This is a genomic window from Micromonospora sp. S-DT3-3-22 (assembly GCF_015354745.1).
Taxonomy (GTDB): Bacteria; Actinomycetota; Actinomycetes; order Mycobacteriales; family Micromonosporaceae; genus Micromonospora; species Micromonospora wenchangensis.
In genome coordinates this window covers 1-21,612 of the sequence record NZ_JACGMO010000095.1, presented here as the reverse complement: position 1 = coordinate 21,612, position 21,612 = coordinate 1, and the positions used below count along the sequence as shown (strand labels likewise).

At 73.8% G+C, this 21,612-nt stretch carries 20 protein-coding genes, 1 pseudogene and 1 riboswitch; of the genes and pseudogenes, 6 read left to right on the top strand and 15 right to left on the bottom strand.

The window, feature by feature from the left end; translation table 11 throughout:
• Window positions 1-27: 27 nt before the first annotated feature.
• The 3 genes from H1A17_RS24195 to pdhA are packed head-to-tail and all read right to left on the bottom strand — an operon-like array spanning window position 28 to window position 3,763.
• Window positions 28-1,551 carry a dihydrolipoamide acetyltransferase family protein gene (locus H1A17_RS24195; protein WP_145919826.1) on the bottom strand — a complete coding sequence of 508 codons (1,524 nt, stop codon included), beginning with the start codon at window positions 1,549-1,551 and terminating at the stop codon, window positions 28-30.
• Window positions 1,548-2,564, bottom strand: a complete 1,017-nt coding sequence (locus H1A17_RS24190; protein ID WP_145919825.1) for an alpha-ketoacid dehydrogenase subunit beta — start codon at window positions 2,562-2,564, stop codon at window positions 1,548-1,550. The genes H1A17_RS24195 and H1A17_RS24190 overlap by 4 nt, the downstream gene beginning before the upstream one ends.
• Window positions 2,564-3,763: a pyruvate dehydrogenase (acetyl-transferring) E1 component subunit alpha gene (gene pdhA / locus H1A17_RS24185; RefSeq protein WP_194822969.1), complete on the bottom strand. Its 1,200-nt coding sequence runs from the start codon at window positions 3,761-3,763 to the stop codon at window positions 2,564-2,566. Before pdhA ends, H1A17_RS24190 begins: the two co-directional genes overlap by 1 nt.
• A gap of 72 nt (window positions 3,764-3,835) precedes the next feature.
• Here pdhA and H1A17_RS24180 point away from each other — a divergent pair, with 72 nt between their 5' ends.
• Entirely contained in the window at window positions 3,836-4,342 is a 507-nt protein-coding gene (locus H1A17_RS24180) for an Lrp/AsnC family transcriptional regulator (RefSeq protein WP_145919823.1), read from the top strand.
• Between the two features lie 63 nt (window positions 4,343-4,405).
• Here H1A17_RS24180 and H1A17_RS24175 read toward each other — a convergent pair whose 3' ends face one another.
• Window positions 4,406-5,377 (bottom strand): DNA polymerase domain-containing protein, encoded by a 972-nt coding sequence (locus tag H1A17_RS24175; protein WP_194822962.1) that lies wholly within the window; start codon window positions 5,375-5,377, stop codon window positions 4,406-4,408.
• Between the two features lie 63 nt (window positions 5,378-5,440).
• Window positions 5,441-5,644, bottom strand: a complete 204-nt coding sequence (locus H1A17_RS24170) for a hypothetical protein (protein WP_309236846.1) — start codon at window positions 5,642-5,644, stop codon at window positions 5,441-5,443.
• A gap of 377 nt (window positions 5,645-6,021) precedes the next feature.
• Between H1A17_RS24170 and H1A17_RS24165 the strand changes: the two genes are divergently transcribed.
• Entirely contained in the window at window positions 6,022-6,642 is a 621-nt protein-coding gene (locus tag H1A17_RS24165; protein WP_145922811.1) for an L-threonylcarbamoyladenylate synthase, read from the top strand.
• Between the two features lie 10 nt (window positions 6,643-6,652).
• On the opposite strand, the gene H1A17_RS24160 is transcribed toward H1A17_RS24165, so the two are convergent.
• Window positions 6,653-7,198 (bottom strand): hypothetical protein, encoded by a 546-nt coding sequence (locus tag H1A17_RS24160; protein ID WP_194822961.1) that lies wholly within the window; start codon window positions 7,196-7,198, stop codon window positions 6,653-6,655.
• A gap of 203 nt (window positions 7,199-7,401) precedes the next feature.
• Between H1A17_RS24160 and H1A17_RS34720 the strand changes: the two are divergent.
• Window positions 7,402-8,286: pseudogene (locus H1A17_RS34720) on the top strand (histidine phosphatase family protein); the annotation flags it as partial.
• A gap of 34 nt (window positions 8,287-8,320) precedes the next feature.
• Here H1A17_RS34720 and H1A17_RS24150 read toward each other — a convergent pair.
• Complete coding sequence (locus H1A17_RS24150; protein WP_145919820.1) at window positions 8,321-8,746, bottom strand: helix-turn-helix domain-containing protein; 426 nt, start codon at window positions 8,744-8,746, stop codon at window positions 8,321-8,323.
• A 111-nt stretch (window positions 8,747-8,857) separates the two neighbouring features.
• Between H1A17_RS24150 and H1A17_RS24145 the strand changes: the two genes are divergently transcribed.
• A complete protein-coding gene (locus H1A17_RS24145) occupies window positions 8,858-9,673 on the top strand; it encodes an SDR family NAD(P)-dependent oxidoreductase (RefSeq protein ID WP_194822960.1) in 816 nt (271 codons plus the stop codon).
• Between the two features lie 9 nt (window positions 9,674-9,682).
• On the opposite strand, the gene H1A17_RS24140 is transcribed toward H1A17_RS24145, so the two are convergent.
• Complete coding sequence (locus H1A17_RS24140; protein WP_145919818.1) at window positions 9,683-10,552, bottom strand: metallophosphoesterase; 870 nt, start codon at window positions 10,550-10,552, stop codon at window positions 9,683-9,685.
• 61 nt (window positions 10,553-10,613) lie between these two features.
• Window positions 10,614-11,420, bottom strand: a complete 807-nt coding sequence (locus H1A17_RS24135; protein ID WP_145919817.1) for an SDR family oxidoreductase — start codon at window positions 11,418-11,420, stop codon at window positions 10,614-10,616.
• Between the two features lie 134 nt (window positions 11,421-11,554).
• Window positions 11,555-11,644: riboswitch (ZMP/ZTP riboswitch) on the top strand.
• A gap of 18 nt (window positions 11,645-11,662) precedes the next feature.
• Here H1A17_RS24135 and H1A17_RS24130 point away from each other — a divergent pair.
• Window positions 11,663-13,099: a glycine hydroxymethyltransferase gene (locus tag H1A17_RS24130; protein WP_145919816.1), complete on the top strand. Its 1,437-nt coding sequence runs from the start codon at window positions 11,663-11,665 to the stop codon at window positions 13,097-13,099.
• Between the two features lie 158 nt (window positions 13,100-13,257).
• On the opposite strand, the gene H1A17_RS24125 is transcribed toward H1A17_RS24130, so the two are convergent.
• The 6 genes from H1A17_RS24125 to H1A17_RS24100 form a co-directional block, all read right to left on the bottom strand.
• Window positions 13,258-13,509: a hypothetical protein gene (locus H1A17_RS24125; RefSeq protein ID WP_089003913.1), complete on the bottom strand. Its 252-nt coding sequence runs from the start codon at window positions 13,507-13,509 to the stop codon at window positions 13,258-13,260.
• Between the two features lie 80 nt (window positions 13,510-13,589).
• Entirely contained in the window at window positions 13,590-14,897 is a 1,308-nt protein-coding gene (locus H1A17_RS24120) for a PLP-dependent aminotransferase family protein (RefSeq protein ID WP_309236845.1), read from the bottom strand.
• A gap of 4 nt (window positions 14,898-14,901) precedes the next feature.
• On the bottom strand, window positions 14,902-16,005 hold the full coding sequence (locus H1A17_RS24115; protein WP_194822959.1) for an alpha-hydroxy acid oxidase: 1,104 nt from the start codon (window positions 16,003-16,005) through the stop codon (window positions 14,902-14,904).
• Complete coding sequence (locus H1A17_RS24110; RefSeq protein WP_194822958.1) at window positions 16,002-16,985, bottom strand: alpha/beta hydrolase; 984 nt, start codon at window positions 16,983-16,985, stop codon at window positions 16,002-16,004. The genes H1A17_RS24115 and H1A17_RS24110 overlap by 4 nt, the downstream gene beginning before the upstream one ends.
• Before the next feature lie 11 nt (window positions 16,986-16,996).
• Window positions 16,997-18,217 carry a cytochrome P450 gene (locus tag H1A17_RS24105; RefSeq protein ID WP_240762996.1) on the bottom strand — a complete coding sequence of 407 codons (1,221 nt, stop codon included), beginning with the start codon at window positions 18,215-18,217 and terminating at the stop codon, window positions 16,997-16,999.
• A gap of 61 nt (window positions 18,218-18,278) precedes the next feature.
• A complete protein-coding gene (locus tag H1A17_RS24100) occupies window positions 18,279-19,565 on the bottom strand; it encodes an SGNH/GDSL hydrolase family protein (RefSeq protein WP_194822967.1) in 1,287 nt (428 codons plus the stop codon).
• 357 nt (window positions 19,566-19,922) lie between these two features.
• Between H1A17_RS24100 and H1A17_RS24095 the strand changes: the two genes are divergently transcribed.
• Window positions 19,923-21,476, top strand: a complete 1,554-nt coding sequence (locus H1A17_RS24095; RefSeq protein ID WP_194822957.1) for a class I adenylate-forming enzyme family protein — start codon at window positions 19,923-19,925, stop codon at window positions 21,474-21,476.
• Window positions 21,477-21,612: the final 136 nt, after the last annotated feature.

Sequence of the window (21,612 nt, the reverse complement as noted above, 5' to 3'; positions counted from 1 at the left end):
CAGGGTGACCGGCTCCGGGCGTACCGCTCAGACGTTCGCCACCAGCAGCGCCGGCTGTTCGACGCAGTCGGCGACGTGGCGCAGGAACCCGCCGGCCACCCCGCCGTCGCAGACCCGGTGGTCGAAGGTGAGGCTGAGCTGGGTCACCTTGCGGACCGCCAACTGCCCGTCGACCACCCACGGCTTGTCCACGATCCGCCCCACCCCGAGCAGCGCCGCCTCCGGGTGGTTGATGATCGGGGTGGAACCGTCCACCCCGAACACGCCGTAGTTGTTGAGGGTGAAGGTGCCGCCGGTGAGCCGGGCCGGCGGCAGGGTGCCGGCACGGGCGTCGGCGGTGGTCTGCGCCAGGGCGGCGGCCAACTCCCGGGTGGTCAGCCGCTGGGCGTCGCGCAGCACCGGCACGAGCAGGCCCCGGTCGGTCTGCGCGGCGATGCCCAGGTGCACCCCGGCCGACTGGACGATGCGCTGCCCCTCGGTGTCGACGTGCGCGTTGAGCTGCGGGAACCGGCGCAGGCCGCTGAGGCAGATCCGGGCCAGCAGGGCCAGCACGCTGACCGGGGCGTCCGGGGTGGCCGCGTTGATCGCCGCCCGGGTGGCCAGCAGCGCGGTGGCGTCCGCGTCCACCCAGATGGTCACCTCGGGGATCTCCCGGCGGCTGCGGGAGAGCTTGTCGGCGATCACCCGGCGGATGCCGGTCAGCGGGATGACGACGTCGGACGCGTCGGACGGGGCGAGGCCGACGTGCGCCGTCGGTGCCGGGTCCGCGGCGGCGAGGGGCCCGCCCGGGTCGGCCGGGGCCGGGCCTGCGGTGTGCTGGTCACGCGCGGCGGGCCGGGCCGGCAGGGTGGCCAGCGCGGCCTCCACGTCAGAGCGACGGATCACGCCACCCGGACCGGTGCCACGCAGCCCACCCAGGTCCACCCCGTGCTCGCGGGCGAGCCGGCGCACGATCGGCGAGATGACCAGCGGTGCCGTCCCGCCGGTCGGGGAGGTGCCGTCCCCCGCCGACGGGACGACGCCGTCGGTGTTCACCCCGGTGGCCGGGGCGTCCACCCCCGCGCCGGCCGGGACCCTCGGCTCGGACGACGGGCCGACGGTGCCCACGGGGGCGGACCCGGTGGCCGGCTCCGCGACGGGTGCGGCGGCCGGCTCCGGGGCCAGGGTCAGCCGGGGGCGTCGCCGCCGCCGGGTGCCGCCGTGGCCGGTGCCGTACCCGATCAGGACGTTGCCGGAGCCGGCCCGCTCCTCCTCGCGGTAGGTGGCGTGCCCGGCGGGTTCGTCGCCGCCGTCGGCGGGCGCGATGGTGATCAGCGGCTGGCCGACCGGGCGCGTCTCGCCGGCCGCGCCGTGCAACGCGACCACCCGCCCGGCGTACGGGCAGGGCACGTCGACCACGGCCTTGGCGGTCTCCACCTCCACCACGCTCTGGTCCACGGTGACCACGTCACCGACGGCGACCTTCCACTCGACGATCTCGGCCTCGCTCAGCCCCTCGCCGAGGTCGGGCAGGAGGAACACCCGGGTGCCGGTGGCGGTAGGGGCGCTCACGCCGCGCTCCCCTGCACCAGCCAGCGCGGGTCGGGCCGGTCGTCCCACTGAAGGCGGGCCACGGTGTCGAGGACCCGGTCCACCCCGGGCAGGTGGGTGTGCTCCAGCATCGGCGCCGGGTAGGGGATGTCCAGCCCGGACACCCGCAGCACCGGCGCGTGCAGGGCGTGGAAGCAACGCTCCTGCACCCGGGCGGCGATCTCCGCGCCGACCCCGGCGAAGCCCTGCGCCTCGGTGATCACCACGCACCGGCCGGTGCGGCGGACCGAGGCGGTGACGGTGGCGTCGTCGAACGGCACGATGGTCCGCACGTCGACGACCTCCAGGTCCCAGCCGTCCTCCCGGGCGGCCTCGGCGGCCTCCAGCGCCACCGGCACCGCCGGGCCGTACGCGACCAGGGTGGCGTCGGTGCCGGGCCGCCGGACGACGGCCCGGCCGAACGGGGCGGTCCGGGCCGGCAACTCGGCCTCGCCGCTGGCGAAGTAGAGCTTCTTCGGCTCCAGGAACACCACCGGGTCCGGGTCGGCGATCGCCTCCCGCAGCAGCGAGTACGCATCCTCGACCGTCGCCGGGGTGACCACCTTCAGCCCGGGGGTGTGCGCGTAGTACGCCTCCGACGAGTCACAGTGGTGCTCGACCCCGCCGATGCCACCGGCGTACGGCACCCGGATGACCATCGGCACGCTCAGCGCCCCCCGGGTGCGGTTGCGCAGCTTCGCCACGTGCGAGGCGATCTGCTCGAACGCCGGGTAGGCGAACGCGTCGAACTGCATCTCGACCACCGGCCGCAGCCCGGACATGGCCAGGCCGACCGCGAAACCGACGATGCCGGCCTCGGCCAGCGGGGTGTCGAAGCAGCGCTTGTCGCCGAACCGGGCCTGCAACCCGTCGGTGATCCGGAAGACCCCGCCGAGCTGCCCGACGTCCTCACCGAAGACGAGCACCCGTTCGTCGTCGAGCATCGCGTCGGCGAGCGCGGCGTTGAGCGCCTTCGCCATGGTCATGGTGGCCATCAGGCGTCCCCCTCCGCGTCGGCGGCCAGCTCGGCCCGGACCATCTCGCGCTGCTCGACCAGTTGCGGGGTCGGCTCGGCGTAGACGTGGTCGAACAGGCTCAGCGGGTCGACAGTCGGCTGGGCGTGCATCCGCTCCCGCAGGTCGGCGGCGTACGCCTCGGCCTCGGCGGCGACCTGCGCCACCGCCGCGTCGTCCAGCTCGCCCCGGCTGCGCAGGTACGCCTCCAGCCGGGCCACCGGGTCGCGGTCCCGCCACGCCTCCACCTCGTCGGGGTCCCGGTAGCGGCTGGCGTCGTCGGCGTTGGTGTGCGCCTCCATCCGGTAGGTGTGCGCCTCCACCAGGTACGGCCCGTGCCCGGCGCGGGCGTGCGCCACCGCCCGGGTGAGCACCGCCAGGACGGCGACGGGGTCGTTGCCGTCGACCTGCTCGCTGGGCACCCCGTAGCCGACGCCCTTGTAGGCCAGGCTCGGCGCGGCCGTCTGCCGGGACAGCGGGACGCTGATCGCGTACTTGTTGTTCTGCACGAAGTAGACGACCGGGGCCTTGAACACGGCCGCGAAGTTGAGCCCCTCGTGGAAGTCGCCCTCGCTTGTCGCGCCGTCGCCGATGAAGGCCAGCGCGACGGTGTCCCGCCCCTGGTAGGACTCCCCGTAGGCCAGCCCGGCGGCGTGCACGCACTGGGTCGCCAGCGGGGTGCACTGCGGCGCGGTGCGGACCACCGTCGGGTCGTACCCGCAGTGCCAGTCGCCGCGCAGCAGGGTGAGCACCTCGACCGGGTCGATGCCCCGGGCGGTCAGCGCCATCGACTCCCGGTAGGTGGGGAACACCCAGTCGTCGTCGCGCAGCGCCAGCACCGCGCCGACCTGGCACGCCTCCTGGCCGCGCGAGGACGGGTAGACGGCGAGCCGGCCCTGTTTGGTCAGGGCGGTGGACTGCGCGTCGAAGCGCCGGCCGACGACCATCCGGCGGTACATCTCGCGCAGCGTCTCGACCGGCGGCTCGGGCAGGTCGGCCCGGGGCGGCAGCGGGGTGCCGTCGGGGTCGAGCAGCCGGACCGGCTCGGTCTGCGGGAGCAGGCCGGCGGTGGGTTCGGGGGCGACCGGGGTGGCCGGTCGACGGGTACGCGGGGATGCCCTGCGGACCGCCTGGGGTGTGGTCGTCACGGCGGGGACCTCCTGGACGTGTGGTGGCCCTATGCTCCTGCCGTCGGATGATTGACTCAACATGCGCGCCCAACGCGGGACGATTGGCATTTCGAGGAGCTGCTGATGGGCCAGGAGACCACCCCCGCCCGGGCCGGGCCGGGCGGAACGGGACGTTCGGCCACACCGCTGGACGAGGTGGACCGGCGCATCCTCGCCGAGCTGGTCCGCGACGGCCGGATGTCGGTGCGCACCCTCGCCGAACGGGTGCACGTGTCACGCACCAACGCGTACGCCCGGCTGGAACGGCTGCTGCGCGACGGGGTGGTGACCGGCTTCCGGGCGCTGGTCGCGCCGGAGCCGGCCGGGCTGGGCACCTCGGCGTACATCTCGCTGACCATCCAGCAGAACACCTGGCGGGAGGTGTCGGCGGAACTGGCCCGGGTGCGCTACATCGAGCACGTGGCGCTGCTCAGCGGGGAGCACGACGTGTTGGCGCTGGTCCGCGCGCCCGACAACGCCACCCTGCGGGACGTGGTGCTCAGCCGGGTGCAGGGCATCGCCGGGGTGCTGTCCACCCGGACGTGGCTGGTCTTCGACGAGTTCGACGGCGCCGGCAGCCCCTGGGCCTGAGCGGCCCGCGCGACCGGCCGGCGCGGCGCGGTCGGTCCTGCGGTGGGGCGGTCGCGCGGGCGGTCAGCGTTCCGGCGGGGCGGCCAGACCGGCGCGGTCGGCCAGGGCCAGCAGCGGCTCCAGCGAGAAGCGGTCGCCGTCCAGGCCGGCGTGCGGGTCACCGCGCTCGGCGAACCGGGCCGGCATGCTCACCACGTCGAAGTCCTCCGGGCGGGCGTCGTCCAGCTCCGCCCAGTCCAGCGGGGCCGACACCAGCGCCGCCGGGGTGGGCCGGATCGAGTACGCCGAGGTCACCGTGTGGTCGCGGGCCATCTGGTTGTAGTCGATGAAGACCGGCCGGTCGCGCTGCTCGCGCCACCAGGTGGTGGTGACCAGGTCGGGCAGCCGACGCCCCAGCTCGTGGCCCAGGGCGAGCACCGCGCGCCGGCACTCGCCGAAACTCCACCGGGGCTCGATGGACAGATAGACGTGCAGGCCGCGCCCGCCGGTGGTCTTGGGGTAGCCGACCATGCCCAGCTCGGCGAGGAAGGCCCGGACCTCGTGCGCCACCGGCACCACCCGGTCGAAGCCGACACCCGGCATCGGGTCCAGGTCGATCCGGAGCTGGTCGGGGCGCTCCACGTCGGCCGCCGTCACCGGCCACGGGTGGAACCGCAGGGTGCCGAGGTTGGCCGCCCAGATCACCACCGCCAGCTCGCTCGGCGCGACCTCGTCGGCGGTACGGCCGCTGGGGAACGTGAGGTGGGCGGTGCGCACCCAGTCGGGAGCGCCGGCCGGGAGCCGTTTCTGATAGAAGGCGTCACCCCGGTTGTCCTGCCGGGTGCCGATCTTCGCCCCCTCGAACACGCCGCGTGGCCAGCGCTCCAGCATCGTGGGCCGGTCCCGCAGGGCGCGCAGGATGCCGTCGCCGACGGCCAGGAAGTAGCCGACCACGTCCCGCTTGGTCAGGCCGCGCTCGGGAAAGTACGGCTTGTCGGGGCTGGAGACGCGGACCAGCCGCTCCCCCACCTGGATCTCCTCGGCCGCCGTCGCCACGCTCACACGGTAACGGCCACCCCCGACACCGGAGGCCACCTCACCGGATCGGTCCGGAGCCGTTCAGCGCTCGTCGTCGTCCGCGCCGCGCGGTTGGTTCGGCCGGTACTTCCTGATCCACGCGTCCACCGCGGCCCGGTCCCAGACCCGGACCTTGCCACTGGCCACGGTGTCGATCGGTGCCGGAAAGGTCGGGCGGTTCGTGATCTCGGTGGCCCTGGTGCGTGACACGCCACCGAGCATGTCCGCGATGTCGGAGAGGGCCACGAGTCTCACGCTGCGACCGTATGCACGTGCGCCGTTCACACGTTGCCACTTGCAACCTTGACGGTGTGCATGTTGCAAGTGATGCTGATGGGGCACATCCGGTGGCGGTCCGGGTACCTGATCGGGGATCGGTGCCCGGATCTGCCCGTACCCGGGAGGGGCCGACCATGCCGATGGACGACGGACCGATCACGCCCGCCCTGGTCATCTGGACCGCGCAGCGGGTGGTGGCGCAGCACCACGAGGCACCGGACGGGCGGTCGACCCTGCGCCGCTGCTTCCAGTGCCGGGCCGGCGGATGCCACCTGCTCCGCTGGGCGCGGGGCGTGCTCCGGGCCCACCGGCGAGCGCGGCTGCCGCGCACTAGGCTCGCCGCCATGGCGAGCTATCTCGACGTACACCCGGAGAACCCGCAGCCCCGGACGATCGCCCGGGTGGTCGACCTGCTGCGGGCCGACGGCCTGGTCGCCTACCCGACGGACTCGTGCTTCGCGCTCGGTTGCCAACTGGGCAACCGGGACGGTCTCGACCGGATCCGGGAGATCCGGCACCTGGACAGCAAGCACCACTTCACCCTGGTGTGCCGGGACTTCGCGCAGCTCGGCCAGTTCGTGCAGATCAACAACGCGGTGTTCCGGTCACTGAAGGCGGCCACCCCGGGCAGCTACACCTTCATCCTGCCGGCCACCAAGGAGGTGCCGCGCCGGCTGCTGCACCCCAGGAAGAAAACCGTCGGGGTACGCATCCCCGATCATCCGGTCGCGCAGGCGCTGCTGGCGGCGCTGGGCGAGCCGCTCGTGTCGAGCACCCTGCTGCTGCCCGGCGAGACCGAGCCGATGACCCAGGGCTGGGAGATCAAGGAACGGCTCGACCACGCGATCGACGCCGTCATCGACTCCGGCGAGTGCGGCACCCTGCCCACCACCGTGATCGACTTCTCCGCCGACGAGCCGGAGATCGTCCGGTACGGCGCGGGCGACCCGACCCGCTTCGAATAGCCGCCCCCGGTCAGGCCGCGCCGGGGTCCGCCGACGGAAGCGGCAGCGGCTCGACGACCGGGTCGACGTCCCGGGCCGAGTGGACGGGTGCCGGGCGGGCCGACTCCCGGGTCCGGCGGTGCCGGCGACCCGCGCCCGGCGGCCCGGACAGCCGGAGCACCTCGCAGGTGACCGGGTGGATCGGGGCCGGCGGCACGGCGAAACGCCCCGGACCCCAGCGCACCCAGAGGGCCACCCGGCCGGCCGCCGCCTCCGCCGCCAACTTCTCCCAGGTACGCCGCCGGTCGGTGTGGTCGACCTCGACGACCACGGGCGGCCCGTCGCGGCGGGCACACGCCACGTCCAGCACCGAGTGCCGGTCGGTCATCGGCGGGGGCAACGGCAGCACGCTCGCCGCCCGACGGTAGGACCGCCAGCCCTGCTCGGCGGCCCAGGCCGACACCGCGTCGATGATCCGCGCGGTCACCTCGTCGGTGCCCAGGTCGACGAATTCGAGCCGGTCCAGCCAGGCGGTGAGCGATGCCGCCAACCGTTCGCCGTCCGCCCCACCGTCCACGCGGGCAGGGTACCCATCCCCCGGCAACGGCCCACCCCCGGACCGCCGGTCGCCCGCATGATCGACTCCGTGTCGGCGCAACAGCGGTAACCCGAGGATGTGGATAGCGCTACTTGGGAGCCAGGGTCGGGGTGGGCCCCCGGGACCCGGGGCCGGGAGCGGGGCGGGGTTACCGGGGTGGGGGCGGGGGTAGGCATGGGGACATGGCGGAACTGGGGGCGCTGTGGATCGTCCGGCACGGGGAGAGCACGGCGAACGTCGCGGCGTCGGCGGCCGAGGCGGCCGGGATCGAGCTGATCGACCTGACCCACCGCGACGCCGACGTTCCGCTGTCGGACACCGGTGAGGAGCAGGCGCGGGCGACCGCCCGGTGGCTGGCCGGCCTGCCGGCGGACCAGCGTCCCGACGTGGCGGTCGTCTCGCCGTACCTGCGGGCGGTGCGGACGGCGGAACTGGCACTGGCCGGCACCGGAATCCCGGCCGGCGTCGACGAGCGGTTGCGTGACCGCGAGCTGGGCATCCTCGACGGGTTGACCGGGCACGGGGTGGCCCGCCGGTACCCCGACGAGGCGGCCCGGCGGCAGCGGCTCGGCAAGTTCTACTACCGGCCGCCGGGCGGCGAATCCTGGACCGACGTGGCGCTGCGGCTGCGTACCCTCCTCGGTGACCTGCGCCGCGACCACCCGGGGCGGCGGGTGCTGCTGGCCGGGGTGGCCGCGCTGCGCGCCGGGGCGGGGGTGCTGCAACTCGCCGCCGCCGAGTCCACCGCCGCCGCGCTGAGCATCCAGGTGCCCGAGGCGATGGTGATCGGCCTGCCGGAGACCGCCGACGGCGCGGTCGCCGGCGACCCGGGCGACCGGCTCGGCGACCTGGTAGAGCGGGCCGACGTGGTCACCGTCGGGCCGGGCCTCAACGACATCGACCAGACCCGCGCGCTGCTGCGCCTGGTGCTGTCGGCCGCCGGCCCGCGCACGGCTCTGGTCTTCGACGCGTACGCGCTGGGCGCGCTCAGCCACGACCCGGACCTGCTGGTCGGCGCGGACCGGAAGGTGGTGCTGACCCCGAACCTCACCGAGGCCCGGCACCTGCTCGGCCGCGACCCCGGCGACGGCCTGGACGCGGTCAGCGTGGACCGGTCGACGTGGCAGCGGTGGCCGGGTGCCGGCCGGCGGCGAGCGCGGCCTCGTTGCGGACCGCCCAGTCGGCGAGCTGGGACAGCGGGCCGAGCAGGCTCTGCCCGAGCGGGGTGAGCCGGTACTCGACGCTGGGCGGGACGGTGGGGTGGACCTCGCGCAGCACCAGGCCGGCCGACTCCAGACCGCGCAGGGTGCGGGTCAGCATGCGTTGGCTGATCCCGTCGATGGCCCGGTGCAGCTCGTTGAAGCGGTACGGCTGACGGCCCAACAGGACCAGCACCAGCATCGACCACTTGTCGCTGAGCAGCCGCAGCAGCCCGGTGACCGGGCAGCCGTCGTACTCGTCGGCCGGGACGGGCGTCGGCAGGGCCGCCGCCACCAGGGAACGAACATCCGTGTTCGGTACGGACATGACACTGCCTTCTTCCGCTGTCGCCGGCCTCCGCAGAGGATTGTGCCGGTCGTGGTCCGAGGTCGACGTCCGGTGCCGAACGGGGGCCACCGGGCGACGGGAAGGGGTGGCATGCGGGTCACCGTCATCAGCGGCGGCACCGACGGCATGGGCCGGGCGACCCTGGAAGCCCGGATCCGCCGTGGCGACGAGGTCGTCGCCATCGGCAGCAACCCGGCGAAGGGGCTGGCCGTGCGGGCGCTCTCCGGCCGGGTGCACTTCCTCCAGGCGGACCTCCGCTCGGTGGCGGAGACCCGCAGGGTCATCGACACCATCAGGGGTCGGTGGCCGAAGGTGGACGCCCTGGCCCTGTTCGCCAACCGGCAGTCGCCCCGGCGGGTGGTCACCGACGAGGGCCTGGAGCAGACCTTCGCGCTGTACTACCTGAGCCGCTACCTGCTCAGCCACGGTCTGCGCGAACAGCTCGACGCCGCCGAGCGGCCGGTCGTCGTCAACGTGGCCGGCGTCGGCGTCACCAGGGGCTCGATCCACTGGGACGACCTCCAGCTCGCCCGGCGGTACGGCATGGTCGACGCACAGTTGCAGGCCGGCCGGGCGAACGACCTGCTCGGGGTGGACTTTGCGGAGCGGTCCGGCTCCCGGGCGCGGTATGTGCTCTACCACCCCGGCTTCACCCGCAGCGGCGACCTGTCCACCATGCCGGCGGCGATCCGTGGGGTGATCCGGGCGGCGTCGGTCGTCGCCAGGCCGGTCGGGAAGTCGATCCGCCCCGTCGTGGAGTGGATCGACACTCCGCCGTCGGAGGCCCTGACCGCCAGCGACCGGGGTAGACCCGTGCCCCTGTCGACCGGGACGCTCGATCCGGCCGCCGCCCGCCGCCTCGGCACGGTGACCGACGCGCTGCTCACCCGCCTCGACGCCGGCTGAGCCGGTGGTTCACCAGAGGGTCGGCGGTGCGCCCGTGGGCACGGGCAGGATCTGCCGCACCCGCCCGGGGGCCACGCTGCGCTGCCGCCACTCCCGGGGGTAGCCCACCGAGACCTCCTCGAACCGCACCCCGTCCTTCCAGGTGGTACGCGGAATGTGCAGGTGCCCGTAGACCACCGTGGTGGCGGCGAACCGGCGGTGCCAGTCGGCGGTGGCCTGCGTACCGCACCACTGGGCGAAGATCGGGTAGCGCAGCACCTCGGTCGGGTGGCGGTCCAGCGGCCAGTGGTTGACCAGCACGGTGGGCAGTTCCGGATCGCGGGCCGCCAACCGGCGGGCGGTCGCCTCCAGCCGGGCTTCGCACCACTGCTGCCGGCTCGGGTACGGGTCGGGGTGCAGCAGGAACTCGTCGGTGCAGACGATCCCGGTCCGGTACGCCTCGGCCAGCGCCGCCTCCCGGGTGTCGAACCCGGGCGGTCGCCAGCTGTAGTCGTAGAGCAGGAACAGGGGGGCCACCAGCGCCGGGCCGCCCGGCCCCCGCCACACCCGGTAGTCGTCCTCGGGGGTGACCACGCCCAGTTCCCGGCACCGCCGCACCAGCAACTCGTAGCGGTCCACCCCGCGCAGGGTCACCGGGTCGGCCGGCGGGGTCCACAGCTCGTGGTTGCCGGGTGCCCAGATGACGGTGTCGAATCGTTCGGCGAGCAGGCCGAGCGCCCACTCGATGTCGGCGACGGTGTCCGCCACGTCACCGGCGACGATCAGCCAGTCCCGTGGCGAGGTGGGCCGTAGCGCCTCGACCAGGGCACGGTTCTCCGCGTACCCGACGTGCAGGTCGCTGATCGCGACCAGACTGCCCTCGGTGTCCTCCCCCAGCATCCGCCGATCGTACGCAGAAGGGTCCCCGGCGTGCGGCACGCGGGAGCGCCCCCGGCCGGGGTCAGTCGGCGGAGCCGGGTTCGGCCATCCGACGGTGCTGCCCGGCCATCAGCCGGTCCGGCGTGAGCCGGGCCGCCACCGCCTGGACCTTGTTCTTCAGCGAACCGCCGACCACCTTCTCCTCGCCCTTCATCATCGCCGCGAAGCCCTGCGCGGCCACCGTCGCCGGGTCGTCCTTGTCGTCCGCGCCGACCTTGGTGTCGCCCATCTCGGCACGATCGAAGAACTTCGTCTCGGTCGGGCCGGGCAGCAGGGTGGTCACCGTCACCCCGGTCTCCCTCAACTCGTCGCGCAGCGCCTCGGCGAAGGACTGCACGAAGGACTTGGAGGCGTTGTAGACCGCCTGGTACGGGCCGGGGATGGCGGCCACGATCGACGACGTGAACAGCACCCGGCCGGCGCCCCGTTCGACCATCGCCGGCAGCATCCGCTTGGCCAGGTGCACGGTGGAGGTCACGTTGACGTCGATGACGTTCAGTTCGTCGCGCAGGTCGGTGCCGCCGACGAACGCCCCGCCCGCGCCGCGTCCGGCGTTGACCGCCAGCGCGTCCACCGGCCGGCCGGTCGCGTCCACCGCCTCGACCAGCGCCGTCACCCCGTCGTAGGTCGCCAGGTCGACCTGGACGGCGCGGATCTCGACCTGGCCGTCGCGGCGCAGGTGGTCGGCCGCCCCGGTGATGCCGGCGTCCTCGGCGGCGATCACCACGTCGTAGCCGTGCCGGACGAACTGGCCGGCCAGCTCGTACCCGATGCCGCTGGACGCGCCGGTGACGACGGCCAGCGGTCGTCGGGTGGTGGGTGCGCTCATCTGACTGGTCCTCTCCTCGGTCGGGGCTCGTCCGCCCGAATGTCCCTACTGCCTGTATTGCCCCGGATCGGGCCGGCCAATCCTGCCCGCCGGAGGTGCTCCGGACGCCACCGCCGGCCCACCCGGTAGGATCGTCGGCGGGCCGTGACTGGCGCGTGGGGATGGAGCACCATCGGGAAGCGGCCCCGTCATGAGGACGCACGCCGAGCGCCTGGGCCTTCCGCACGTCACCTGGAGGTCGCATGTCGCGCAACGCCGAGTCCACCGCCTTCCGCAGCGCCCTCGAGGTGATCCGGGCGGTCGAACCCCGGGTGGCCGACGCCATCGGCGCGGAACTGGCCGACCAGCGTGAGTCGCTGAAGCTGATCGCCAGCGAGAACTACGCCTCCCCGGCGACCCTGCTGACCATGGGCAACTGGTTCAGCGACAAGTACGCCGAGGGCACCGTCGGCCGCCGCTTCTACGCCGGCTGCCAGAACGTCGACACCGTCGAGGCGCTCGCCGCCGAGCACGCCAAGGAACTGTTCGGGGCCAGCCACGCGTACGTGCAGCCGCACTCCGGCATCGACGCCAACCTGGTCGCCTTCTGGGCGATCCTGGCCGACCGGGTCGAGTCCCCGGCGCTGAAGAAGGCCCAGGTACGCCAGGTCAACGACCTGACCGAGGCGGACTGGTTCGCGCTGCGCCGCGAGCTGGGCAACCAGCGGATGCTGGGCATGTCGCTGGACGCCGGCGGCCACCTCACCCACGGTTTCCGGCCGAACATCTCCGGCAAGATGTTCGACCAGCGCAGCTACGGCACCGACCCGGCCACCGGCCTGATCGACTACGACCGGGTGGCCGAGGCGGCCCGCGAGTTCAAGCCGCTGATCCTGGTCGCCGGCTACTCGGCGTACCCCCGGAAGGTGAACTTCCGGATCATGCGGGAGATCGCCGACTCGGTCGGCGCGACCTTCATGGTCGACATGGCGCACTTCGCCGGCCTGGTCGCCGGGAAGGTCTTCACCGGCGACTTCGACCCGGTGCCGCACGCGCACATCGTCACCACCACCACCCACAAGTCGCTGCGCGGCCCGCGCGGCGGCATGGTGCTCTGCGGTCCGGAACTGGCCGACCAGGTCGACCGGGGCTGCCCGATGGTGCTCGGCGGCCCGCTGCCGCACGTGATGGCGGCCAAGGCGGTCGCGCTGGCCGAGGCGCGGCGGCCCGACTTCGCCGACTACGCGCAGCGGATCGTCGACAACGCGCAGGCCCTCGCCGAGGGGCTGCTGCGCCGGGGCACCACCCTGGTCACCGGCGGCACCGACAACCACCTGGTGCTGCTCGACGTCTCCGGCCACGGGCTGACCGGCCGGCAGGCCGAGCAGGCGCTGCTCGACTCGGGCATCGTCACCAACCGCAACGCCGTCCCGCAGGACCGCAACGGTGCCTGGTACACCTCCGGCATCCGGATCGGCACGCCCGCGCTGACCACCCGGGGCCTCGGCACCGCCGAGATGGACGCCACCGCCGAACTGATCCACACCGTGCTGAGCCAGACCACGCCGGGGGCCAACGCCGACGGCACCCCGTCGAAGGCCAAGTACGTGCTCGACCCGGCGGTCGCCGACCAGGTCGGCAAGCAGGCCACCGACCTGCTCGCCGGCTTCCCCCTCTACCCCACCGTCGACCTGACCTGACCCGCGCCCTCCCCTCCCCCGCTTCGCCCTCTCGCGGTGATCAAGAGGTTCGGGTCACGAAACCCTTCACCGGTGACCCGAACCTCTTGATCACCGACCCGCACCACCCCGCCGACCCCGACCGGGGACAGCCGGGGGCCGGGTGGGGATGGGCGTGGTCAGGGGAGCGGGCGCTTGAGGTGGTAGCGGTGGACCTCGGTGCTGCCCTGGATGTTGTTGACGTCCTCGGCGGCGGAGACCAGCTCCCAGCCCTCCCGACCGACCCGGTTGAGATGGGCGATGGCGGTGTCGCCGTAGGCCGTGACGTCGGTGCGTGAGCCGTCCGGGCCGTACCAGACGAACGAGACGTGGAACTGGCGTCCCTGTCCCTGGTAACGGCGGACCAACAGGGCGTACTCCCAAGCGATCATGCGTCCATTATGGCCACCGGATCATCCGGCGCACAGTACGGCAGGTGGCGGCTCGACGACACGCGGTACCGGTCACCCGGTCAGGAAAGGTGCGCCAGCTCGTCGGTGAGCAGTGCGGCCAGCCGGTCCAGTCCGAGGTCGATCTGCTCCGGGGTGACGGCGCTGACCGACAGCCGCAACGCCTCGACCGGACGGCCGTCGTCGTAGAAGTGCGCCATCGGGGTCCAGAGCACCCCGTAGCGTTCGGCGGAGCGGCGCAGCAGCGCGTCGTCCACCGGGAACGGGACGGTGACCACGACGAAGAAGCCCCCGGCCGGGGTGTTCCAGCGCACCGGCGAGCCGGCCGGGAAACGCCGCCGCAGGCCGGCGAGGAGATGGTCCCGGTTACGGGTGTACGCCGCCCGTTCCCGCCGGTTCGCGGCGACCAGCGAGCAGCCGTGCTCCAGCAGCGCCCCGCCGATCACGGCCTGGGCCAGCGGCGACGTGTTCACCGAGACCATACTCTTGATCTTGGCGAGCTGGTCGGCGAACAACCCCACCGCACCGTCGGCCCCACCGACCCGCTGGTCGGCCACCAGATAGCCGATCCGCGCCCCGGGCAGCACCGTCTTGGCGAACGAACCGAGATAGACCACCCGCCGTCGGGTGTCCAACGCCTTGAGCGTCGGCACCCGGTCGGCGTCCCCGGCCGGGAACAGCCCGTACGGGTTGTCCTCGATGAGCAGCAGGTCCTCGTCGACGGCCAGGTCCAGCAGGCGTTGCCGGTCGGCCAGGCCGATGCTGGTGCCGGAGGGGTTGGCGAAGTCGGGCATCACGTAGCAGGCCCGGGGCCGCAGCCCCTCGTCCCGGGCCCGGCGCGCCTGCGCCCGCAGGTCGGCCAGGTCCACCCCGGCCGGGCCACCGGCCACCGGCCGCACCGGCAGGTCCACCAGCCGGGCCGCCCCGGTCAACCCGACGTACGTCGGGGCGACGGCGAGCAGCACGTCGGTCGGGCCGGCCCGCAACGCCCGCAGCACCAGCAGCATCGCCTCCTGGCAGCCGACGGTCACCACCACCGCCTCGTCGTCGACGTGGACGTCCTCGTCGACGGCGAGGTTGCGGGCGATCAGGTGATGGATGATCCCCTTGGTCCGGCCGTACTGGAACAGGGTGCGACGGACCTGGTCGGGCGTCTGCCCGAGGTCGTCGGCGAGGTGCCGGCGGAACCGGTCCAGCCAGCGTCCCGGCGCGTCGTCGTCGAAGAACTCCTCGTACGGCCGCCCGGCCGCCAGCGACACCGCGTCCGGCCAGTGCTGGGACACCTCGTTGAGGAAGTTCATCGAGTTCAGCGCCGGGTCGTCGACCGCCGGGTGCAGGGTCGCCAGGTCCAGGTCCACCAGATGCTCCACCGGGTCAGCCTCCGGTCAGGGTACGCAGCCGCCGGGCCTGCGCCGGGTCGGCACAACCGGTCAGGGTCAACGCGTCGCGCAACTCGACGGCGAGCAGGTCGAGGGCGGCCAGCGCGCCGGCCCGCCCGCCGGCCGCCAGCGCCCACAGCATCGGGCGGCCGAGCAGCACCCCGGTCGCGCCGAGGGCGAGCGCGCGCAACACGTCCGTGCCGGACCGTACCCCGCTGTCCAGCAGCACCTCGACCCGCCCGTCGACGGCCGCGACCACCTCGGGCAGCATGGTGGCGGTGGCCGGGGCCCCGTCGAGCTGCCGGCCGCCGTGGTTGGAGACCACCACCGCGTCCACCCCGACGTCGGCGGCGCGGACCGCGTCGCGCGGGTCGAGGACCCCCTTGACCAGCAGCGGCAACCGGGTGCGTTCCCGCAGCCAGGCCAGATCCGCCCAGGTCAGGGCGGGGGCGAAGGCGGCCTCGGTGTGCGCGGCGATGGCCGACACGCCGGGGGTGCCGGCGTGGGCCAGGTCGTCCCGGCCCGCGGGCAGGTTGGCGGCGGTCACCTCCGGTGGCAGCGCGAAGCCGTTGCGCACGTCGCGCAGCCGCCGGCCGAGCACCGGCACGTCGACGGTGACCATCAACGCGGCGCAGCCGGCGGCGTGTGCCCGGTCGAGCAGGTCGGCGACCAGCCCCCGGTCCCGCAGCCAGTAGAGCTGGAACCAGACCGGCCCGTCGGTGGCGGCGGTGACCTCCTCGACCGGGGTGCTGCTCAACGTGCTCAGCACGTAGGGCACCCCGGCCGCGCCGGCCGCCGCCGCGAGCGCCGGCTCGGCGTCCGGGTGCAGCAACCGTTGGTACGCCATCGGCGCGACCGCCACCGGCATCGACTGCTCCCGGCCGAGCAGCGGCGCGTCGGTGCGGGGACGTTCCACCCCGGTCAGCACCCGGGGCAGCACGGCGACCCGGTCCAGGGCGGCCCGGTTGGCGGCCAGCGTGGTCTCCACGCCGCTGCCCCCGCCGACGAAGTCCCAGACCCCGGCCGGGAGCGCCCGGCGGGCCAGCTCGGCGAAGTCGGCCAGGCTGACCGGCGGCCGGTCGACCTCCCCGACGGTCACCGCCCGTCCCCCACGGTGGCGGTGAGCGGGCTGCCGGCCGGTGGGGTGGGCAGCCCGAAGACGTCCCGGAGGAAGGCGGCGGCCTCGTCCTGGGCGCGCCGGCCGGCGTCGAAGACCCCGGGCATGGCGAAGAACCCGTGGATCATGCCGGGGTAGCGGCTGGCCCGCACCGGCACGCCGGCCTCCCGCAACCGCTGCGCGTACCGCTCCCCCTCGTCGCGCAACGGGTCGTGCTCGGCGGTGATGACCAGGGCCGGCGGCAGGCCGGACAGGTCGTCGGCGAGCAGCGGCGAGGCCAGCGGGTCGGCCGCGTCCGCCGGGTCGGCCAGGTAGTGCCCCCGGTACCAGTCGACGGAGTGCCTGTTGAACAGCAGCGGATCCTGGTCGTCGGTGGGGCGGGGGGCGGCCCGCTGGTCGGTGTTCGGGTAGACCAGCAGTTGCCCGGCCAGCCGGGGGCCGCCCTCGGCGCGGGCCAGCAGGGTCACCGCCGCCGCCAGGTTGCCCCCGGCGCTGTCCCCGCCCACCACCAGCCGGTCCGGGTCCACGCGCAGCGCGGCGGCGTGCTCGGCCAGCCACCGGGTGGCGGCGTGGCAGTCCAGCACGGCCGCCGGGAACGGGTGCTCCGGGGCGAGCCGGTAGCCGACCGTCACCACCTGGCAGGGGGTGGCGTTGGCCAGCCGGCGGCAGATCCCGTCGGCGGTCTCCACGCTGCCCAACGTCCAGCCGCCGCCGAAGAAGTAGACCAGGGTGGGCAGCGGCCCGTCGCCGGCCGGCCGGTGCACCCGGACCCGCAGGTCCCCGTCGGGGCCGGGGACGGTCGTGTCGCGTACCTCGTGGACCGGCTCGACGTCGCCGCCGCCGGCCCGGATCGCGGCGAGGTCGGCGGCGCGGGCCTCGGCGAGGGTCTGGGTGTACAGCGGCCGGGTGCCGGCGGCGGCCCGTGCGGCCCGGTACGCCACCACCTGGGGGTCGAGGGACATGGGATCGGCTCCTATCCGCCGGTGGTGACGAAGAGCTTGTCGATGCCGCGCAGGAACAGGCTCCCGCTGTAGTCGGCCGGCTGGCTGACCGCGAGCCGGGGGAACCGCGCGAAGAGTCGGGGCAGGCCGAGCCGGCCCTCCAACCGGGACACCGCCGAACCGAGGCAGAAGTGCGGGCCGACGCCGAAGGCCAGCGACGGGGGTCCGTCGCGGCGCGGGTCGAACCGGTCCGGCCCGGGGAAGCGGCGCGGGTCCCGGTTGGCCCCGGCGATGATCAGCAGCACGTTCTCGTCCCGGGCGACCGGCACGCCGCCCAGCACGGTGTCCCGGGGCGCGGCGCGGGCCAGGAAGTGCACCGGGCTCTCCAGCCGCAGCACCTCGTCCACACAGCCCTGGGCCAGCGTCTCGTCGCCGGGCAGCGCGGCCACCGTGTCCGGGTGGCCCAGCAGCACCGGCAGGCCGTTGCTGAACATGTAGACGGTGGTGACGAAGCTGGCGTTGAACAGCACGATCAGGTTGCTGATCAACTCCTCCTCGGTCAGGTCGACCTCGCCGGAGTCCAGCGCCTCGACCAGCCCGGAGATCAGGTCCTCACCCGGCTGGCGACGGCGGTGAGCGATCAGGTCCCGGTAGAGCGCCCGCAGCTCCTCGGCGGCCTGGTTGGCCAGGGCGAGCCGCTGCGGGGTCTTGCCGGCCACGTCGAGAAACTCGTCGATCCAGTCGACCCGCTGCCGGTACCAGGCCAGCTCGGTCTCGGGCAGGCCGATGAACTCGGCCATCACCAGCGCCGGCACCGGGTAGGCGAAGTCCGCGACGAAGTCGACCTCGGAGCCGTCGGAGCCGGCGTCGGCCATCCGGTCCAGCAGGCTGTCGACCACCCGGATGATCACCGGTTCCAGCGCGCCGAGCCGGCGCGGGGTGAAGGTACGGGAGAACACGCCGCGCATCCGGCCGTGGTCGGGCGGGTTGACGAACATCATCGACGACTGGAAGGTCCGCAGGATCTCCTGCTCCTGCCAGCCCGGCGGGGCCTGCTTGTACCACTCCGGGTCGCGCAACACCTGGTCGACCAGGTCGTAGCCGACGGCCACGGCGCTGACCGTGCTGTGCTCCGGACGGTTCGGGATGACGCTGATCGGCCCGTGTTCGTGCAGGGCCGCGTACCACGGATAGGGGTGTTGCCGGCCGGCCTCGCTGTAGAGGCCGGACAGGATCTCGTCGACGTCCACGATGGTGCTTCCTCCCCAGGAAATGACCGGGGGGCGACGGGTCATCCCCGCCGCCCCACCGGTGTCACAGACCGAGCAGTCGAAGTGGTACGGCGTCCGCCAACGCCTGGTTGCCGGCGTCGTTCGGGTGGATGTGGTCACCGGCGTCGTACGCGGGCAGCAGCCGGCTCGGCTGGGCCGGGTCGCGCAGCACCGCGTCGAAGTCGAGCAGCCCGTCGAACTCGGCCGCCCCCGGGCCCCGCAGCCAGGTGTTCACCGCCTGCCGGGTGGTCTCCTTCTCGGGCGTCCACACCCCCGGGTTGCCGTGCCCCTCGTACGGGGTGAGGGTGACCGCGAGGCTGCGCAGGCCGCGCGCCTTGGCCTGCTTGTTGATCTGCCGCAGCGAGGCGATGATCCGGTCGGCGGAGTCGTCGGACATCCAGATGTCGTTGATGCCGAGGTGGGTCACCAGGGTCTTCACGCCGGTCTGCGGGAAGACGTCCTCGTTGAGCCGGGCCAGCGCGTTCGGGCCCAGCTCGTAGTAGCCGGGGAAGCCGCCCGCGCCGGGCTCGGTGCCCTCGTGGTTGAGCCGGTTGCCGGCCAGGCTCAGGTTGAGCACCCCGGGGGTACGCACCTCGGGCCGCGCGGCGACCAGTCGCCCGGCGAGCAGTTCCGGCCAGCGCTTGTTGGCGTTGACGGTGCTGCCGTTGCCATCCCCGATCGAGTCGCTGAGCACCACCACCGCACCGGGACTCGCCGGGCGCAGCACGTCGATGCCGGACAGGAACATCCAGCAGCAGTCCGGGCGGATGGTGAAGCCGGCGCCGTCGGCGGCGGTGGTCAGGTCGTTCGCCCCGATGAAGGTGGTGACCTTGGATTGGCCGTGGAACGTGACCGGGCCGGTGAGCACCGGGAAGTGCAGGGTGACGACCAGGTCCTCCTGCTCGGCGACCTGGTAGGTCAACGGGTCGCTGAGCAGCTCGGCGCCCTTGTTCATGGTCGCCGAGGTGGACCCGCCGAACTTCAGCTCCCGCAGGGTGCCGGGGAGGATGTCCGACCGGTCGGTCAGGGTGGCGGTGTTGGGGCGGGCGACGGTGGCGTGTCCCACCTGCACCGCCTGCTCACCGTAGAGGTTGCTCAGCCGGACCCGCAGCCGGTCACCACCGACGGTGGTGCGCACGGTCATCCGGATGCTCTGGTTGTTCAGGCCGGTGTTCGTCAGCCCGACGGTGTTGCCGCGGGTGACCGCCGCGGCCCACGTACCCGCCCACTGCGCCCGGGCGGCTGCCCCGCCGGTGCCGGAGTCGGACGGACCGGCGCTGGCCACCACCGCCGGGGCGCCCACGACCAGCAACACGGCCGCGGACGCTATGACCTGCCATCTCTTCGGGGTCGACATTGAACCTCCATGTTGGGCCGCCCAGGGCCGGCGCCCATTGACGGCACCGCCCGGACGATGGTCCAGAAACCTAGCCGCGACGTCTGACAGGCGTCAATCAACCCGATAGACATGATCAAATGTCCATGGTGGGCGGCCCCTCGCCGTTCGGCTCTGTCCCCGGGCGAGGCCGCCGGCCTAGGCTCGCTAGCGGCGGCGGTGCGGTCGCCCATGGCGCGCACCCCCGTCGCGGGCCGGGCTGTGACCTGCTCGGACGCCAACCCGGCCGGTCGCCACGGCGGGTCCCACCGGGCCGCCCGCGACCCGCCGCATCGAGCTGGGGGCTGTGCGATGACCGACGGGGCCGACCGATCCACCACCTACGTGCACGACGCGCTGGCGCTGTTCGCCGGGTTCGGCGACCGGGAGGCGCTGGTCGGCGACGGCCGCCGGCTGACCTATCCGCAGGTCACCGCCGAGGTACGCGGACTGGCGTACGCCCTGACCGGCCACGGGGTACGCCCCGGCGCGGCGGTGCTGGTGATGCTCGGCAACGCGGCGGAGGGCCCGCTGCTCCAGCTCGCCCTGCACCTGCTCGGCTGCCGCAGCATGTGGATTGCCCCGGTCACCTCCCGGCGGGAGATCGACGAGTTCGTCCGGCTGGCCCGCCCCGACGTGTTCGTGCACCACGCGTACGCCCCGGACGGGCTGGGCGGGGAGATCGCCGCGTCGCTGCCCGGGGTGCCGGTGCTGCGGCTGGGCGTCGAGCTGACCGCCGACGCCCCGCCGGTCGAGCTGCCCGCGCAGGTGCCGGCCCCGGAGTCGTTCCTGCAGACCAGCGGCACCACCGGCACGCCCAAGCTGGTGCACCACCGGGAGAGCTTCTACCGGCAGGTGCTGGCCCTCGCGGCGGACTTCCGCGCCGCCGGCTTCCCGCTGCTGCGGCACCTGTCGCACTCCCCGATGTGGCTGGCCAGCGGCCAGATCACCACCTTGTTCAACCTGTTCACCGGCGGGATGCTCTTCCTGCGGCAGCAGTGGGACCCGGCCGCGTTCATCGCCACCGTGGACGCCGAACGGCTCAGCTCCACCTTCGTCACCCCGCCGATGCTCTACGAGGTGCTCGACCACCCGGCCCTGCCCGGCGCGGACTTCTCCGCCATGTTCATGTTCAACGTGGGCGCCGGGCCGGCCGCGCCCGCCCGGCTGCGCCAGGCCATCGCCCGGTTCGGCCCGTGCCTGCGCATCGTGTACGGCCTCAGCGAGGCGGTGGTGATCTGCGCCCAGCCCGGCCTGACCGAGGACCCGGCGCACCCGGAGCGGCTGGGTTCCTGCGGCCGGCCGTACGGGGACGTGACGGTGGAGATCCGCGACGCCGAGGGGCGGGTGCTGCCCGCCGACGTGGACGGCGAGGTGTGGGTGCGGACGAAACTCAGCTTCCACGGCTACCACGGCCAGCCCGAGCTGACCGCCGAGACGCTGGTCGACGGCTGGGTACGCACCCGCGACATCGGACACCTCGACGACGACGGTTTCCTCTACCTGGTGGACCGGTTGCAGGACCGCATCCTCACCCGGCAGCGGAGCTGGCCGATCTACTCCCGGCCGATCGAGGACGTCCTCGCCGGGCATCCACAGGTGCGGGCGGCGGCGGTGATCGGGGTGCCCGACCCCGTCGCCGGGGAGCTGCCGTACGCGTACGTGGTGCCGACGCCGGGGGCGACGGTGACCGGGACGGAGCTGATCGACCTGGTCACCGCCGAGCTGAGCGACACCTGGGCGCCGGGTGCGGTGGAGTTCGTCGACGCGCTGCCCCTGAACCGGTCGGCGAAGGTGGACAAGCGGGCGCTGCGCGAACGGTACGCCGCCGGCGCTGCCGCCGACCCGATCGGCAGCCCGTCGTGACCGCCGACGCCGACACCGGCCCCCGTACGACCACCGACGGGTGGCCGGCCGACGGCCCCGACGCCGCCACCGGGGCTCCCGGCGGGGCTCCCGAGCTGCGGCCGGCCGGCGGGCCGTCCGGTGCCGGGCCGGCCAC